This window comes from Parvibaculum sp. MBR-TMA-1.3b-4.2 (genome assembly GCF_053628815.1).
Window position 1 is genome coordinate 101,481 of sequence record NZ_JBRJHC010000001.1, and the last position, 14,954, is coordinate 116,434.

At 62.1% G+C, this 14,954-nt stretch carries 16 protein-coding genes; 10 read left to right on the forward strand and 6 right to left on the reverse strand.

Annotated features, from left to right (window positions below; translation table 11 throughout):
• Nucleotides 1–6 precede the first annotated feature (6 nt).
• Entirely contained in the window at nt 7–789 is a 783-nt protein-coding gene (locus ACSSVQ_RS00590; RefSeq protein ID WP_293323784.1) for a 3-hydroxybutyrate dehydrogenase, read from the reverse strand.
• Between the two features lie 26 nt (nt 790–815).
• Nucleotides 816–1,970, reverse strand: a complete 1,155-nt coding sequence (locus ACSSVQ_RS00595; RefSeq protein ID WP_454180395.1) for a DUF3734 domain-containing protein — start codon at nt 1,968–1,970, stop codon at nt 816–818.
• Between the two features lie 136 nt (nt 1,971–2,106).
• Here ACSSVQ_RS00595 and ACSSVQ_RS00600 point away from each other — a divergent pair, with 136 nt between their 5' ends.
• From ACSSVQ_RS00600 to ACSSVQ_RS00615, 4 genes are all read left to right on the forward strand, one after another.
• Entirely contained in the window at nt 2,107–2,961 is an 855-nt protein-coding gene (locus ACSSVQ_RS00600; protein ID WP_454180396.1) for an MBL fold metallo-hydrolase, read from the forward strand.
• Nucleotides 2,962–3,362: 401 nt separating this feature from the next.
• Complete coding sequence (locus ACSSVQ_RS00605) at nt 3,363–4,178, forward strand: glycine/sarcosine N-methyltransferase (protein WP_293324503.1); 816 nt, start codon at nt 3,363–3,365, stop codon at nt 4,176–4,178.
• Nucleotides 4,165–5,007 (forward strand): SAM-dependent methyltransferase, encoded by an 843-nt coding sequence (locus ACSSVQ_RS00610; protein ID WP_454180397.1) that lies wholly within the window; start codon nt 4,165–4,167, stop codon nt 5,005–5,007. The genes ACSSVQ_RS00605 and ACSSVQ_RS00610 overlap by 14 nt, the downstream gene beginning before the upstream one ends.
• A gap of 224 nt (nt 5,008–5,231) precedes the next feature.
• A complete protein-coding gene (locus tag ACSSVQ_RS00615) occupies nt 5,232–5,921 on the forward strand; it encodes a hypothetical protein (RefSeq protein WP_454180398.1) in 690 nt (229 codons plus the stop codon).
• A gap of 10 nt (nt 5,922–5,931) precedes the next feature.
• Here the strand turns inward: ACSSVQ_RS00615 and ACSSVQ_RS00620 are convergent, their stop codons facing one another.
• Nucleotides 5,932–6,810, reverse strand: coding sequence for an alpha/beta fold hydrolase (locus tag ACSSVQ_RS00620; protein WP_454180399.1), 879 nt, complete (start codon nt 6,808–6,810; stop codon nt 5,932–5,934).
• 33 nt (nt 6,811–6,843) lie between these two features.
• The gene (locus ACSSVQ_RS00625) at nt 6,844–9,012 is read right to left on the reverse strand and encodes a lytic transglycosylase domain-containing protein (protein WP_454180400.1); all 2,169 of its coding nucleotides are present in this window, start codon (nt 9,010–9,012) and stop codon (nt 6,844–6,846) included.
• Between the two features lie 324 nt (nt 9,013–9,336).
• Between ACSSVQ_RS00625 and dapA the strand changes: the two genes are divergently transcribed.
• From dapA to ACSSVQ_RS00645, 4 genes are read left to right on the forward strand one after another with little or no spacing between them, the layout of a single operon-like run.
• Nucleotides 9,337–10,212 (forward strand): 4-hydroxy-tetrahydrodipicolinate synthase, encoded by an 876-nt coding sequence (gene dapA, locus ACSSVQ_RS00630; protein WP_454180401.1) that lies wholly within the window; start codon nt 9,337–9,339, stop codon nt 10,210–10,212.
• A gap of 10 nt (nt 10,213–10,222) precedes the next feature.
• A complete protein-coding gene (smpB, locus tag ACSSVQ_RS00635; protein WP_293324488.1) occupies nt 10,223–10,720 on the forward strand; it encodes an SsrA-binding protein SmpB in 498 nt (165 codons plus the stop codon).
• Nucleotides 10,721–10,723: 3 nt separating this feature from the next.
• A complete protein-coding gene (locus ACSSVQ_RS00640; protein WP_454180402.1) occupies nt 10,724–11,668 on the forward strand; it encodes a DMT family transporter in 945 nt (314 codons plus the stop codon).
• Nucleotides 11,661–12,332, forward strand: coding sequence for a sulfite oxidase-like oxidoreductase (locus ACSSVQ_RS00645; RefSeq protein ID WP_454180403.1), 672 nt, complete (start codon nt 11,661–11,663; stop codon nt 12,330–12,332). The genes ACSSVQ_RS00640 and ACSSVQ_RS00645 overlap by 8 nt, the downstream gene beginning before the upstream one ends.
• A gap of 6 nt (nt 12,333–12,338) precedes the next feature.
• Here ACSSVQ_RS00645 and ACSSVQ_RS00650 read toward each other — a convergent pair whose 3' ends face one another.
• Both ACSSVQ_RS00650 and ACSSVQ_RS00655 read right to left on the reverse strand, forming a co-directional pair.
• Nucleotides 12,339–13,001 (reverse strand): uracil-DNA glycosylase, encoded by a 663-nt coding sequence (locus tag ACSSVQ_RS00650; RefSeq protein ID WP_454180404.1) that lies wholly within the window; start codon nt 12,999–13,001, stop codon nt 12,339–12,341.
• On the reverse strand, nt 13,001–13,639 hold the full coding sequence (locus ACSSVQ_RS00655; RefSeq protein ID WP_454180405.1) for a LabA-like NYN domain-containing protein: 639 nt from the start codon (nt 13,637–13,639) through the stop codon (nt 13,001–13,003). The genes ACSSVQ_RS00650 and ACSSVQ_RS00655 overlap by 1 nt, the downstream gene beginning before the upstream one ends.
• Nucleotides 13,640–13,755: 116 nt before the next feature.
• Between ACSSVQ_RS00655 and folK the strand changes: the two genes are divergently transcribed.
• Nucleotides 13,756–14,328 carry a 2-amino-4-hydroxy-6-hydroxymethyldihydropteridine diphosphokinase gene (folK, locus tag ACSSVQ_RS00660; RefSeq protein WP_454180406.1) on the forward strand — a complete coding sequence of 191 codons (573 nt, stop codon included), beginning with the start codon at nt 13,756–13,758 and terminating at the stop codon, nt 14,326–14,328.
• Between the two features lie 106 nt (nt 14,329–14,434).
• On the forward strand, nt 14,435–14,866 hold the full coding sequence (gene rpoZ / locus ACSSVQ_RS00665) for a DNA-directed RNA polymerase subunit omega (protein ID WP_454180407.1): 432 nt from the start codon (nt 14,435–14,437) through the stop codon (nt 14,864–14,866).
• Nucleotides 14,867–14,954: the final 88 nt, after the last annotated feature.

Sequence of the window (14,954 nt, forward strand, 5' to 3'; positions counted from 1 at the left end):
GCGTGCCTACTGCATGTACCAGCCATGGCTTACCACCACGGACTGGCCGGTCAGCGCATTGCTGGGGAAGCTTGCGAACATCAGGGCAATTTCGGCGACGTCTTCCACGGTCGTGAATTCGCCGTCGACGGTCTGTTTCAGCATCACGTTCTTGATGACTTCTTCCTCCGAGATGCCGAGTTCCTCGGCCTGTTCGGGGATCTGTTTGTCCACCAGCGGCGTGCGCACGAAGCCGGGGCAGATCACATTGGCGCGCACGCCATGCTCGGCCCCTTCCTTCGACACGGTGCGGCAGAGACCCAGTAATCCGTGTTTCGCCGTCACATAGGCCGATTTCAGGACCGACGCCTCCTTGGAGTGCACCGAGCCCATATAGATCACGCTGCCCGAGCCCTGTTTGTACATATGGGGCAGGCAGGCTTTCGTGGTCAGGAAGGCGCCGTCGAGATGGATCGCCAGCATCTTCTTCCAGTCGTCGAAGGAGAAGTCCTGCACAGGGTTCACGATCTGCACGCCGGCATTGCTCACCAGCACATCGATCCTGCCCCATTTGTCCACGACCTGCTGGACGCCGTCATTCACGGCCTTTTCGTTCGTGACGTCCATTTCGACGGCCATGGCCGAGCCGCTGCTTCCATTGTCGATTTCCTTCGCCGTCGCCTGCGCCTTGTCGGCATTGAGGTCGGCGATCACCACTTTCGCGCCCTCGGAGGCGTAGCGGGTGGCGATGGCCTTGCCGATGCCGCTCGCCGATCCGGTAATAAGAGCCACCTTGTCTTTCATTTTCATGTTTGCACTCCTTTCAGTGCTGACGCTCAGTCGGTCGCATCCCGCGTCAGGTCGAAGACCTGGATGCCGCTTTCGGGGCGGTGGCGGTCGCGCCATGCCTGGTGGCGCAGCGTGCGCGTCACGTCGTTGCGGCCCGCCTGCCAGTGATCGCCGATCGTGGCGCGGGAGAATTCATAATCCTTCGCATGGTTGTGGTAGCGCATGCGGCGATGGATGAGATGGATGATGGTGATGGCGTTGTGCCGGTCGCATTCGCGCAATGCCTGCACATCCGGATCGTCGGAAAATTCCGGCGGCAGCTTTTCCAGCAGGTTGCTGACGGCCTTTTCCATGCGGTGGCGGCGGCGGAACACATCGGTGTTGAGGCGCGTGCGGCTGGAGTAGCGGATGTCCTTCTGGCGTTCGGCCACTTCGCCGATGGTGCGCGGCAGGGAGCCGCGTGCATTGAAGAGATCGACCTGGAAGACGCACATATCGTCCACCGTGTCTTCCTCCAGCACATATTGAAGCGGCGTGTTGGAGACGATGCCGCCGTCCCAGTAATGCTCGCCGTCGATTTCGACAGGCGGGAAGCCGGGCGGAAGCGCGCCGGAGGCCATGACATGCCTCAGATCGATTTCCATATCGTGATTGTCGAAATAGACGAAATTGCCGCTTCGGACGTTGACCGCGCCGACGCTGAAACGCATATCGCCCTTGTTCAGCCGGTCGAAATCGACCAGCTCCTTCAGCGTGTCGGCGAGCGGGGCCGTGTCGTAAAAGCTGAGCGCCGCGGGGCTGCCGGCCGGATTAAGCCAGGGCGGCGGCATACGCGGCGTGAAGAAACTCGGGATGCCGAAGGCGAGGGCGGACGCAGCGCTGGCCTGGGCATAGAGGCTGCGTATTTCCAGCCCCGGCATGACGGGCTGGCCCAGCAGCGTGCCGGATACGCGGTCCCAGAAGGATTTGAGCTTTTCCACGCGGTCTTCGCGCCGGTTGCCGGCAATGATCGCCGCGTTGATGGCGCCGACGGAAATTCCGGCCAGCCATTGCGGTTCGATCCCGGCCTCCGACAAGGCGCTATAGACGCCGGCCTGGTAGGCGCCGAGGGCGCCGCCGCCCTGCAGCACCAGCACCGGGCATTCCGCCTCGGTGGAGGATGGGGGCTTTCGAGTGGGTCGAGAAGGTGTCTGCGCGGCCATGGGAGGCTCCGATAAGCAACCGTTCTATCGGGTCATGTGGGGAGCCATTTCGCAACTGCAAAATGAAATTTTTGAGAGATTCGCGCCGGTTTGTCCTAGCTTTGCAGGAAAGGAACAAAAACGGGGGGCGGAGAGAATGGAACAGTGGCGCATCGGCGATGTGACCGTGACGCGGATCGTCGAGATGGAGATGGCGGGCGGTACGCGCTTTATCCTTCCCCAGGCGACGCCGGAAGCGGTCGCGCCCTATGAGTGGATGAAACCGCATTTCGTGACGGAGGAGGGCAAGCTCGTGATGAGCATTCATGCCCTTATCGTCGACACGCCGTCGGTACGGATCATGGTCGATACCTGTCTGGGCAATGACAAGCAGGGCCGTATGGCGCCGATCTGGAACGACCGGCACGAGCCCTTTCTGGAGCGCATGGAGGAGGCCGGCTATCCGGCGTCCTCGATCGACATGGTGATGTGCACTCATCTGCATGTCGACCATGTCGGCTGGAACACCATGCTCAAGGACGGGGAGTGGGTGCCGACCTTTCCTCAGGCGCGCTATCTGATGGCGCGTACCGAGTTCGAGCATTGGCAGTCCCAGACGGAAAACGAAGAGCAGGTCCATGTCTTCGCCGATTCGGTGAAGCCGGTCTTCGATGCGGGGCTTGTCGATCTGGTGGAGATGGACCACCGGCTTTGCGATGAGGTGTCTCTCGTTCCCACCGTCGGGCATACGCCGGGCCATGTGAGCGTGAAAATTTCGTCGAAAGGCGAGGAAGCGCTGATTACGGGCGATTTCATCCATCACCCCTGCCAGTTCGCGCGGCCGGACTGGGCGTCGTCGGCGGATGTCGATTCTGCGGGATCGACGGCGACACGCGAGAGCATGTTCAAAAACCTAGCGGAAACGCCGGTTCTCGTGATCGGGACGCATTTTGCGGCGCCCACAGCCGGTTATGTGAAACGAGAGGGAAAAGCATACAGGCTCGATACATAAGAGCTGCTTTTTGAAAGAAATATCTCAAATAAAAGACGCAAAACGCTGAAAAGCATTTGTTTTTAAAAGATTTACCCTGCCGCTGTTGATACCTCGCAGAGGCTTTGTTACGGTCCCATCCCGTCGGGCAAGGAATTCTCCGGCGCAGCAATCATGCTGTGCCGTTGCGAGGATTTCGACCTCGACAGCACCATCCAAGCGGCGCCTATGCCGCTCAATCGCGAAATCCCTCGCGATTGTGTCCGGTGCGGTCTGCGCTGCGCATCCTGCGCACATCTTTACGTAGACCTTTGAAATCGAGACCTAGGGCGCCAGTCATGTGGCTGGTGCCATCACAAATTGACCGATCGGCGGAGCGCGCCTTTGCGCGCCCGGCATGTCGGCATTTTTGAAGGGGCAATATGTCTGGTACCGTACTCAAGAAAGAACAGGATTTCGGCGAGGATCCCCTCGCAGTTCGTGAATCCGATCACTATCAGCACGAATATACGGAATCCTTCGTCGACAAATGGGATCAGCTGATCGACTGGAAGGGCCGCGCCGAAGGCGAGGGCCGTTTCTTCATCGACCTGCTGAAAAAGCTCGGCAAGCACAAGATCCTCGACGTCGCCGCGGGTACAGGTTTTCACTCCGTGCAGCTCGCCAAAGCCGGTTTCGACGTGACCACCGTCGACGGCGCCAAGGAAATGCTCGTCAAGGCATTCGACAATGGCCGCGACAACGGCATCGTTCTTCAGACCATCTGCGCGGACTGGCGCTGGCTGAACAAGGACGTACACGGCAAATACGATGCGATTGTTTGCCTCGGTAATTCCTTCACCCATCTCTTCGAGGAGAAGGACCGTCGCCGGGCGCTCGCCGAATTCTATGCCGCTCTGAAGCATGACGGCGTCCTCATCCTGGACCAGCGCAACTACGACCTGATTATGGATGAAGGCTTCAGCACGAAGCACAAATACTACTATTGCGGCGACAAGGTTACGGCCGAGCCGGAACATGTCGACGACTCGCTGGCGCGCTTCCGGTACACATTCCCGGACGACAGCGTCTATCACCTCAACATGTTCCCGCTGCGCAAGGCCTATGTGAAGCGCCTCATGCACGAGATCGGCTTCCAGAAGATCACCACCTATGGTGACTTCAACGCTGACTATGACGATAAGGAAACCGACTTTTACGTTCATGTTGCGGAGAAAGCCTACGATGACGAGTCCTGATACGAACGCCGTCGCCAAGGCAGAAGAATATTACGACAGCGACGATGCCGATAAGTTCTATTTCACCATCTGGGGTGGGAAGGACATCCATATCGGTCTGTACAAGGACGATGAGGAGCCCGTCGGCGATGCGAGCCATCGCACCGACGAGACCATCGCGTCCAAGATCCAGGGCATCGGTCCCGACACCAAGGTGCTCGACATCGGTGCCGCTTATGGCGGTGCGGCGCGCTACCTCGCGGAGACCTATGGCTGTCACGTCACTTGCGTGAACATCTCCGACAAGCAGAATGCCATCAATCGCGAGATGACTGAGAAGGCCGGCCTGTCGGACAAGATCACCGTCAAGCATGGCAGCTTCGAGGATATTCCCGCCGAGGATGGCTCCTTCGACGTCGTCTGGTCGCAGGACTCGATCCTGCACAGCGGCAATCGCGTCAAGGTGATGGAAGAGGTGGCCCGCGTGCTGAAGCCGGGCGGCCAGTTCATCTTCACCGATCCGATGCAGTCGGACGATTGCCCGGCGGATGTGCTGCAGCCGATCCTCGATCGCATTCATCTTGCGACGCTGGGTTCCCCGGGTTTCTATGACAAGGAACTCAAGGCGCTCGGTTTCGAGAAGCTCGGTTTCGACGATCATGTCGATCAGCTTCGCCGCCACTACTGGCGCGTGAGGCAGGAGCTCCAGAAGGGCTATGACAAGCTTGTCGAGGTCGGCGTGAGCCGTGACTACATCGACAACATGATCAAGGGCTTGGAGCACTGGGTGAATGGCGCCGACAAGGGCTATCTGGCCTGGGGCATCATGCATTACCGCAAGGCGAAGTAAGCACTTGGCGAAAGCACCGGGCGGGCGTAATGTCCCGTTCAACGAATGAGGATCGAATGACTTACGTCGCGCACAAGATGATCGGTTGGTGGACCACCTGAGGGTGGCCCTGGACCAGATCGTGCGTCGATCCGACAGAAAGGCCGCCCGTTTCGAGGCGGCCTTTTTCGTTTCCTCCACCGGAGAAGGCCGTTTCCGAAAATGGCCTGAAAGGAGAGCCGGTGATGGAGATGGAGCAGGAATTCAAACTGGACGGGATCGTGCCCTGGGGGCGGCGCCTCTGGGAGTATCGCGCCTTTTTCGCACTGGAAGAGGCGGATCTGCGCGGAGCCGTTCTGGATGTCGGGTCGGGGCCGTCGTCTTTTGCCGCCGAGGCCTCGGCGGCGGGCGCGCGGGTGACCGCTACCGATCCGCTTTACGCATTGCCCGGTGAGGCAATCGCGCAGCGTTTCGAGGAGACGCGCGGCGCGATGATGGAGGGCTTGCGTCAGGCGCGGTATCGCTTCCGGTGGTCGCAATACGGTTCGCCCGAGGCCATCGAGACCATCAGGCGCGAAGCGCTGGAGCTCTTTCTGGCCGATTACGAAAGGGCAGGCGCACGGCGTTATGTCGAAGCCTCCTTGCCAGAACTGCCTTTCGGCGAGGGCGCTTTCCGTCTCGCGCTTTCATCTCACCTGCTGTTCCTTTACGGCGACGATCTCGACTTCGCCTTTCACATAGGGGCGTTGCACGAGTTGCTGCGCGTCGCAGGAGAGGTGCGCGTCTTTCCGCTGATCAATCTCGACGGGCGGCCGTCGAGCCACCTGCCGGGCGTGCTGGCGCATTTCGCGCGGGAAGGCATGCAAGCGGAGCTGGTGCCGGTCCCTTACGAATTTCAGAGGGGTGCAACGAAGATGCTGCGGCTGAGGCGATGAGCGGTGCCGATCAGAGGGCGTGGCGCTCGAGGAAGTCGGAGATCACGCTGAATTCGTGTTCGCTGTCCAGGAAGGGCGCATGGCCCTGGTCGGGCAGTGTGACGGCTGTCAGCGCGGGATGTTCTTCGGCCATCTTCGCCAGTGTGTCGGCGGAGAGGATGTCGGAGTTCTCGCCGCGCAGCGCGAGGACGGGCACATGGGCGAGCGCCTTGAACTGGGCCCACATATCGGGCAGTTCGCCCTTGGCGGCGTCCAGTCCCTTGCGCATGGCCGTGCCGATTTTCGGGTCGTAGTCCATTTTCGGCGCGCCGTTTTCGTCGGTGGCGAAGGTACGCTGCGAGAAGGCCCGCCATTCCCCGCCCGTGACATTGGGAAAGTCGCGCTCGTTCATCATGCGCAGCTTCACCGCCGCTTCGTCCCAGGTTGAGGGCGTCTCCATCGTGCCCGCATAGCCTGCAATGCGTTCCAGGCCCTTTGCCTCCACCTCCGGGCCGATATCGTTGAGGATCGCCGCCTTGAGGGCGACCGGGCGGAAGGCGGCCATCAGCATGGTGATGATGCCGCCGCGCGAAGTGCCGATGAAGACCGCCTGATGGATACCCGCCGCCGTCATCAGGTCGAGCGTATCCATCAATTCGTTCTGGGGCGTGTAGGCGTCCGCGCCGCCTGCATATTCAGACAGGCCGCGCCCGCGCAGGTCCGGGCAGAGAACGCGCCGCTCCTGCGAGAGGAACCCCGCCAGCGCCTCGAAATCCTTGGAATTGCGGGTCAGCCCCGGCAGGCAGATAACAGGCGTTTTCGGCGCGGTCCGCTCGCCATAGTCCCGCGCATAGAGCCTCAGTCCTTCCTGCGTGGTGTAGAGGAAGTCCCGGTAGGGCGTGGGCTGCATGCGTTATCTCCCGCGGGTTATCACGAAAAGGGGTCAGCGATCGTCGGCCTCGACGACGGGAGCCATATGGCCTTTGGGGGCAGGGCGCACAAGCGGTAAATCATCGGGTTTGCGCTCGGGCGGCGGGGTGGTGATTGCCGGTCCCGTATTGCGCCGGAGATCGGCCCCGAGCCGGACAGGCTGCTCCTTGCCCTCGAGCCGCGCCCGATAGACTTCGAGGTTCTCCATCACGCGCTGCACATAGTTGCGGGTTTCGGAATAGGGAATGTTCTCGATCCAGTCGATCGGGTCGACGGCCGTGGAGCGCGGATCGCCATACCGGTCCACCCATTGGTCGACGCGCCGCTTGCCGGCATTATAGGCGGCGATGCTCATGATGTAGGAGCCGCCAAACTCGTTTTGCACGAGATCGCCGAGATGGGCGGCGCCGAGTGTCGCATTGTATTCCGCATCGGTCAGACGGCTGCGCGAATAGGGCATGTTGAACTGCCGCGCAACCAGCCGCGCCGTCGAGGGCATGAGCTGCATCAGGCCGCGCGCGCCGGCATGGCTGACGGCGTCGGCGTCGAATTCGCTTTCCTGCCGCGACAGGCCATAGACGAGCGAGGGTTCCACGCTGGGGCCGACCTGCTTCCAGCTCGGCATCAGGTTCGTCGGATAGGCCCTGTCGGTCAGCACGATATTGCGCATGGCCGCCGCCTTGGCGATGCGGATCGACAGTTTCGGATCGCCGAACTGCCGGGCGAGGTCGGAAAGGGCGGCGAGTTCAGCCGGGTCGTTCAGCCTGCTCGCCATGTGCAGCATGAAGGTCCAGAGCGTGCTCTGGCGGTCGATCTGGTGGAGGATTTTCGCCACCTGCACGAGTTCGCGTTTTTCGAAGCTCTGCTTTTCCTTCCGCGGCAGCGTCGGATCGTTGGCGAGTTTCAGCATGCCGTCGCCGCCTTGCGTCGCCTGTGCGGCGATGGCGAGCTGGCCGTAAAAGGTCGTCGGATAGGCTGAGGCTTCGGTGTAGAAGCGCTTGGCGCGGTCGGCATGGCCGCCCGCCGAAGCGGCGCGGGCCAGCCAGTATTTTGCGCGCGCCTTACTGATCGGCGTCGAGACGCCCTTGTCCAGCCGGTCGAAATGGGCGGCGGCCTTGGCGGGTTCGTTCAGATATTGAAGCGCGATCCAGCCGGAGAGGAATTCGGCGGCGGCGAAGTCCGCGCCTTCAGTGAGGCCGTGTTCGGAGGAGATCTCATAGGCCTGCTCATAGAGCCCGTCCGCAAGGGCCTTTCTGGCTGCGATGCGCCGTTCCACCCACCAGCTATCGGGCCGCACCATGTCGCTCGGGCTTGCCGGCGCGGTTAGCAGCAGCGGCAGGGCCATCGTGTCATTGCCCTTGCGGCGCTCATAGCGGACCTGATCGAAAATCAGGCCGGGGTCGCGGCGCAGATAGGCAGGGACGCGCGAAAGGGCGTTTTCCGCCTTGCTGGAGCGGCTGGCGAGATGGATGCGCGCATCGGCGAGCTTCTGAGCGTCTTCGCCCAGCATGGCAGCCGTCTTGCGGGCATCGGTGCTGCGGCGTTCCCAGAGAAGCCGGGCCAGCCGCGCCATCTGCACGTCCTGTGTCAGATATTGTCCGTATTGCGCGATGATTTCCTTCTGCCGGGTGGCGGAGAAATCGTTTTCCGCCCAGGCACGGCGGATCCAGTCGGCGCCGCTTTCCTTGTCGCCGGTCAGGATCAGCGTCTCGCCATAGCGGATCTTGCCGTCGCCGGTAACGGGCGGGTGGGCTGCAAACCAGCTCAGCGTGTCCTGTGCGTCGGCCGGGTAGTCGAGAAGCGCCTCTTCGGCGCGCCGGTCGAGCAGTGATTGGAGCGGCCAGCCGGGATTGGCGGTCTGGAAGGCGGCGATATCGGCGAGCGTCGCGCCGCTGTCCTTTTCCACCAGTTTGTCCCAGAGCAGCAGCTTTTTCGCGACGGGGTTCTTCACCGCCGCGGTTTCCTGGGCGAATTCCGGCCATTGATCGTCGTCGGCCAGGTCGAAAGCGCGGCTGACACGGACCCAGTCGGTCGCGTCCAGTATGCCGGGCGGGGCCGTCGGGGCGGGTATTGGGGGGGCGGGGATCGCCGCCGGGGTTGCGGCGCCGGATGCCCCGGGGCGCGCCAGCGGGAGGTCCGCCGCGAAAGCAGGCATGGCGAGCGCGGCCGTCGCACATGGCAACAGGCAGGCGGCTGCCAGCCGGAAACAGGTCAGAGAAGAAATACGCCTTCTATATCGGCCCATCACGGCACGACCCCGCAGTCACTGGAGGATTGGACCCTGCGCTGCGACAAGCGTCGCCGCATGGCCCCCCTTTACCCAAAAAGCACGTCCGGCCCCCCGGCCCACGGCATTCGAGACTGCCTTTTCGCCCCCAGCTTACAGAGCCACGACTTCGCGCCGCAATAGGGATCGTCGGGGAAGGGGCATTTCCTTGCCGCTTCAGAAAGTTACGGTTATGTTTCGCGCCTTCAAAACAGCCAGCCCCCGCTATGGAGCCAAGTCATGTTCAAGGGATCCTTTGTTGCTCTCATCACCCCGTTTCGCGACGGCAAGGTGGACGAGGCTGCTTTTGAAAAACTGGTGGAGTGGCACATTGCCGAGGGCACGCACGGGCTGGTTCCCTGCGGCACCACGGGCGAGTCGCCCACGCTCAGCCATGACGAACATCGCCGCGTCATCGAACTCTGTGTGAAGGTGGCGGCGGGCCGCGTGCCGGTGATGGCCGGCGCGGGCTCCAACAACACCGCCGAGGCGGTGAGCCTGGCGCGCTTTGCGATGGATGTGGGCGCCGATGCGGTGCTGGTCGTCACGCCCTATTACAACAAGCCGGGTCAGGAAGGGCTCTATCGCCATTTCAAGGCGGTGAACGATGCGATCGATATTCCGATCTTCATCTACAACATCCCCGGCCGCAGCGTGATCGACATGAGCGTGGAGACCATGGCGCGTCTCTTCGAGCTGAAGAACATCTATGGCGTGAAGGATGCGACGGCCAATCTCGCCCGGGTGAGCCTGCAGCGTCAGGCGATGGGCGAAGGCTTCTGCCAGCTTTCCGGCGAGGATGCGACGGCGCTGGGTTTCAACGCGCATGGTGGCGTCGGCTGCATTTCGGTCACCGCCAATGTGGCGCCGAAGCTCTGCGCCGAATTTCAGGAAGCGACGCTCAACGGTCAGTACGCAAAGGCGCTTGAAATTCAGGACCGGCTGATGCCGCTCCATACCGCGCTCTTCGTGGAGCCTAATCCGGCGCCCAGCAAGTTTGCGCTCAGCGAGCTCGGGCTTTGCAGCGACGAACTGCGCCTGCCGCTGATCGAGGTTTCCGATGCCACAAAGGAGCAGGTACGCGAGGCTATGCGTCACGCCGGCCTGCTGAACTGATACACACCCCATGTCCTCAAAGAGCGGTGGCGCAAAGAAGAAAGCCGGCGACGGGTCCAGACTGGTCGCGGACAACCGGCGTGCGCGTTACGACTATGCCATCGGCGATACGTTCGAGGCGGGGATTGAGCTTTTCGGCACCGAAGTGAAATCGCTGCGCGGCGGGCAGGCGAGCCTCAATGAGGCCTATGTGCAGGTGAAGGAGGGTGAGGCGCTTCTCATCAACTGCTTCATCCCCGAATACCAGCAGGCGGCGAGCATGTTCAATCATGAACCCCGCCGTCCGCGCCGTCTGCTTCTGCACAAGAAGGAGATCGCCAAGCTCTGGAACGCCACACAGCGCCAGGGCATGACGGTCGTGCCGCTGAAACTCTATTTCAATCTGCGCGGGCTCGCCAAGATCGAGGTCGGTCTGGGCAAGGGCAAGAAAGCCACCGACAAGCGCGAGACCATGAAAGAGCGGAGCTGGCAGCGCGACAAGGCACGCCTCCTGCGCGACAGGGGCTAGGCCGTGAGCACGGTGCTGGGGGCAGGGCGGTGGATGTATCAGCGGCCCTGGCTTCTGCTTTTTTTCACGGCGTTGTTCTGGGCGGGAAATGCGATTGTGGGGCGCGCCGCGGTCACCGCCGTGCCGCCTATCGGGCTTGCCTTCTGGCGCTGGTTCTTCGCCTTTCTGGTCCTGCTGCCTTTCGCATGGCGGCCCGTGCTGAACGATCGAGAGGCGTTGAAGCGCCATTGGCCGGTCATCGTGGCGCTGGGCGTCATCGGCATCGCCACCTTCAACACATGCCTATATATCGGGCTGGGGGCGACGCAGGCGATCAATGCGGGTCTGCTTCAGGCGGCCATGCCTGCCATCATCATTATCTTTCTGCTTTTCCTCGGAGAGCGGCCCGGCTGGCGGGAACTTGCCGGCATGGCGCTCGCCCTTGCCGGGGTGGTCGTGACGCTCTTCAAGGGAGACTGGCAGCGGCTTGCCTCGCTGTCCCTCAATGAGGGCGATGCCTGGGTCTTTGCGGGCGTGGTGCTTTATGCGGCCTATTCGGTGGGCCTGCGCTGGCGACCGCAGATCCATCCCATGACCTTTCTCAGCCTGACCTTCATGACGGGCTGGGTCGCGCTTCTGCCGCTCTATATCTGGGAGAGTTTCCACGCACAGCCCTTCACGCTGGGCCGGGACAGCATTCTGGCCGTGCTCTATGTGACGATCTTCCCGTCGATCCTCGCCTATGTCTGCTTCAACCGCGGCGTGGAACTTCTCGGCCCGTCCAAGGCGGGACTGACGCTCTACTTCGTGCCCATTCTCGTCAGCCTGCTTGCCGTGCTTTTGCTTGGCGAGCCGTTCCGGCTTTATCATCTGGCCGGCCTCGCGCTTATTCTGGGCGGGGTCGTCTTTGCCCAGTTGCGCCGGAAAGACTCCCTCAAGGAAGACAGCGTGGAGACGGATCGTGAGTGACGACAAGGACCCCAACCTTCTGGGGCGCATCAAGGACAAGCTCATCCGCTCCAAGCAGAAGACGGCGGAAGAGGGCCGTCATCTGACCGGCTCGCCGGACCGTGCCCGCGAAAACCGCCTGCCGCCGGGCCAACACCTCGTGGAGAAATGGCCGGTGCTCGATCTCGGCGTGCAGCCCGATCTCGACAAGGCGACGTGGAAGCTCAGGATCGAGGGGCTGGTCGAAAAGCCCGTCACGCTCTCCTTCGACGAGTTCATGGCGCTGCCCCAGATGGAGGATGTCAGCGACATCCATTGCGTGACGACATGGAGCCGTTACGACAATCGCTGGGCAGGCGTGCCGTCGCAGGCGATCGTCGATCTCGTGGTTCCCAAGGCCGATGCGCGTCATGTCATCTTTCATGCCTATGACGGCTATACGACCAATCTCACGCTGGACGCGTTTCTGGCACCCGATGTGCTGATTGCGCATAGCTGGGAGGGCGCGCCGCTGACGCGCGAGCATGGCGGCCCGGTGCGCGCCATCGTGCCGCAATGGTATTTCTGGAAGAGCGCGAAGTGGATCCGCCGGATCGAATTCAGCGCGGTGGACAAGCCCGGATTCTGGGAAGAACGCGGCTACCACAATGAAGGCGATCCGTGGACGGAGCAGCGCTACAGTTGAGCGCCGTCAGTCGTTCAAATGCGCTGCCACCAGGTCGAACACATCATGGAACATGGCTTCCGTGAGGCGGCCCGTATTCGTGTTGTATCGGGAGCAGTGATAGCTGTCGAAAAGCGTCAGCCCGCCGCCGATATCGTGCGATGCGCCATGCGCGAATTTATATTGCGACTTCCTGAGTTCCCGCACGGTCAGCACCGCGTCATGCGCGATACGTCCCAGTGCCAGCAGGCAGGTGAGGTTGGGCATGGCCGAGATCCTGGCGCTCAGGAAGGAGAGGCAGTTGCGCGTTTCCTCGCCCGTCGGCTTGTTCTGCGGCGGCACGCAGCGCACCGCATTGGTAATCATCGCATCGCGGAGTTGCAGCCCGTCATCGGGCCGGGCGCCGTAGCTGCCTTCCGAAAACCCGTATTTATCGAGCGTTGCGTAAAGAAGGTCGCCCGCATAATCGCCGGTAAAGGGACGGCCGGTCTTGTTCGCGCCCTGAAGGCCGGGGGCGAGCCCGACGATCAGGAAGCGCGCATCCTCCGGCCCGAAAGAAGGCACCGGCTTGTTGAACCAGTCGGGATGGGCGGCCGCATTGTCGTGGCGAAAGGCGGCGAGCCGCGGGCAGGCATCGCAATCGGCCGGCGGTTCCGGCCGGGATGCGACGGCGTTACCTTTTGCCGGCATCAGGCGCGTCCGGGACGAGTATCTTCTTCTTCGTCGTCCTCGTAATCGTCGTCATCGTCATATTCGTCGTCGTAATCGTCTTCATCGTCTTCGCGCTGCGGGCGTTCGGTATGCTTGCGGCCCACGGCATCGCGCAGCGCTTCGAGTTCGAGGAAGACATCGGCCTGGCGGCGCAGCTCGTCGGCGATCATGGGCGGCTGGGAGCGCATGGTGGAGACGACCGTCACGCGCTTGCCCTTGCGCTGCACGGCATCGACCAGGCGGCGGAAATCGCCGTCGCCGGAAAATAGCACCAGATGGTCGAGCTTGTCGGCGATTTCGAGTGCATCGATCGCCAGCTCGATATCCATATTGCCTTTGACGCGGCGGCGGCCGTTGGCGTCGGTGAATTCCTTGGCGGGCTTGGTGACGACGGCATAGCCATTATAGTCGAGCCAGTCGATCAGCGGGCGCAGTGGGGAATATTCCTGATCTTCGAGAAGGGCCGTGTAATAGAAGGCGCGGACGAGAATGCCTTTGGCGCGGAAATGGTCGAGAAGTTTTTTGTAGTCGATATCGAAGCCGAGGCCGCGGGCGGCGGAATAGAGGTTTGCGCCGTCGATAAAAAGGGCGACACGTTCGTTCGGGTAAAAAGTCATGTGTATAAACTCTCCGGAAATCGGGAAACTGTTCAACCGCGATCCGGCCAGTCGGTGCCGGATGGGCGTTCACCTATAGCCCCGGCGTTTTCCGCTGAAAAGGAGTTTCGGATTTCATGAACAAGCCTTCATCTAGCAGGACTCCGGATGAGCGGATTGTTCTGGTTGCGCTTGGCGGCAACCTGCCGACGGAGCACGGGCCGCCGCGGCGGACGCTGGAGGCGGCGCTGAGGGAGATGGACGCAAAGGGCATTCGCGTCGTCGCCGTGTCGCGTTTCTATCGCACGCCGCCCGTGTCGCCGCATGAGCAGCCGGACTTCGTAAATGCGGTCGCGCAGGTGGAGACGGATCTCGGCCCGGCGGCGCTCTTGGCGGCGCTGCATGAGATCGAGCGGCTTTTCGGCCGGGAGCGGCGTTTGCGGTGGTATGAGCGGACGCTCGATCTCGACCTGCTGGATTGCCGCGGCGAGGTGGTGGAGGCGGAGGGTGCGCGGGGCGCCGATGCCGGAACCGGTCCGCTTCCCCTGGCGCTGCCGCATCCGGGCATTGCGGAACGGGGCTTCGTCCTCGTTCCGCTCAAGGATGTGGCGCCGGACTGGTGCCATCCGGTTACGGGAAAAAACGTCGATGCACTTATCGAGGCTCTGCCGCCGGAGGCGCTTGAGGGAATTGAGCCGCTAAAGCCTTGACGCGATGCAATAAATGACGTAAGTGCCCGTGTTTCATTGCTTTCTGCCGCCGCTTTGCCTATATGAGAGCAAGATTTTCGCATTCGCCTGAACTGGAGTTGCATGAATGGCCCGCGTGACCGTTGAAGACTGCGTTGACAAGGTCTCGAACCGCTTCGAGCTGGTTCTGCTGTCCGCCCACCGGGCGCGCGCCATGTCCGCGGGCTCCGAGCTGACCGTCGACCGCGACAATGACAAGAACCCCGTCGTCGCGCTGCGTGAGATCGCTGAAAAGACGGTGATCCCGGAGGATCTTCGCGAAGATCTGATCGGCAGCATGCAGAAGCGGGTGGAGTCGGAAGACACCGAGACCGAAAACGTGCAGCTTCTTCTTGCGGGCTCGGAAGAGGCCGAAGCCGTGCCGGATACGTTCGGCACCAGCGGCGAGGAAGGCGGCGAGCGCATGAGCGAAGAAGACCTTCTGCGCGCGATCCAGAGCCAGATCGATTCGCCGCAGCAGAAATCCTCGGATGCCGAGGACGGAGAATCGGACGTTTGATCGTGTGAGGCGCGGCGTTTGCCCGCCAGTGCCGCGAAGTATTCGAGACGCCGCCCGGCCGAAAGGTTATGGGCGGCGTTTTGCGTTT

Bases quoted from the DNA above. Each gene is read 5' to 3' on its own strand.
- ACSSVQ_RS00590 (WP_293323784.1), bottom strand. From the start codon at position 789: ATGAAAATGAAAGACAAGGTGGCTCTTATTACCGGATCGGCGAGCGGC.
- ACSSVQ_RS00595 (WP_454180395.1), bottom strand. From the start codon at position 1,970: ATGGCCGCGCAGACACCTTCTCGACCCACTCGAAAGCCCCCATCCTCC.
- ACSSVQ_RS00600 (WP_454180396.1), top strand. From the start codon at position 2,107: ATGGAACAGTGGCGCATCGGCGATGTGACCGTGACGCGGATCGTCGAG.
- ACSSVQ_RS00605 (WP_293324503.1), top strand. From the start codon at position 3,363: ATGTCTGGTACCGTACTCAAGAAAGAACAGGATTTCGGCGAGGATCCC.
- ACSSVQ_RS00610 (WP_454180397.1), top strand. From the start codon at position 4,165: ATGACGAGTCCTGATACGAACGCCGTCGCCAAGGCAGAAGAATATTAC.
- ACSSVQ_RS00615 (WP_454180398.1), top strand. From the start codon at position 5,232: ATGGAGATGGAGCAGGAATTCAAACTGGACGGGATCGTGCCCTGGGGG.
- ACSSVQ_RS00620 (WP_454180399.1), bottom strand. From the start codon at position 6,810: ATGCAGCCCACGCCCTACCGGGACTTCCTCTACACCACGCAGGAAGGA.
- dapA (WP_454180401.1), top strand. From the start codon at position 9,337: ATGTTCAAGGGATCCTTTGTTGCTCTCATCACCCCGTTTCGCGACGGC.
- smpB (WP_293324488.1), top strand. From the start codon at position 10,223: ATGTCCTCAAAGAGCGGTGGCGCAAAGAAGAAAGCCGGCGACGGGTCC.
- ACSSVQ_RS00650 (WP_454180404.1), bottom strand. From the start codon at position 13,001: ATGCCGGCAAAAGGTAACGCCGTCGCATCCCGGCCGGAACCGCCGGCC.
- ACSSVQ_RS00655 (WP_454180405.1), bottom strand. From the start codon at position 13,639: ATGACTTTTTACCCGAACGAACGTGTCGCCCTTTTTATCGACGGCGCA.
- folK (WP_454180406.1), top strand. From the start codon at position 13,756: ATGAACAAGCCTTCATCTAGCAGGACTCCGGATGAGCGGATTGTTCTG.
- rpoZ (WP_454180407.1), top strand. From the start codon at position 14,435: ATGGCCCGCGTGACCGTTGAAGACTGCGTTGACAAGGTCTCGAACCGC.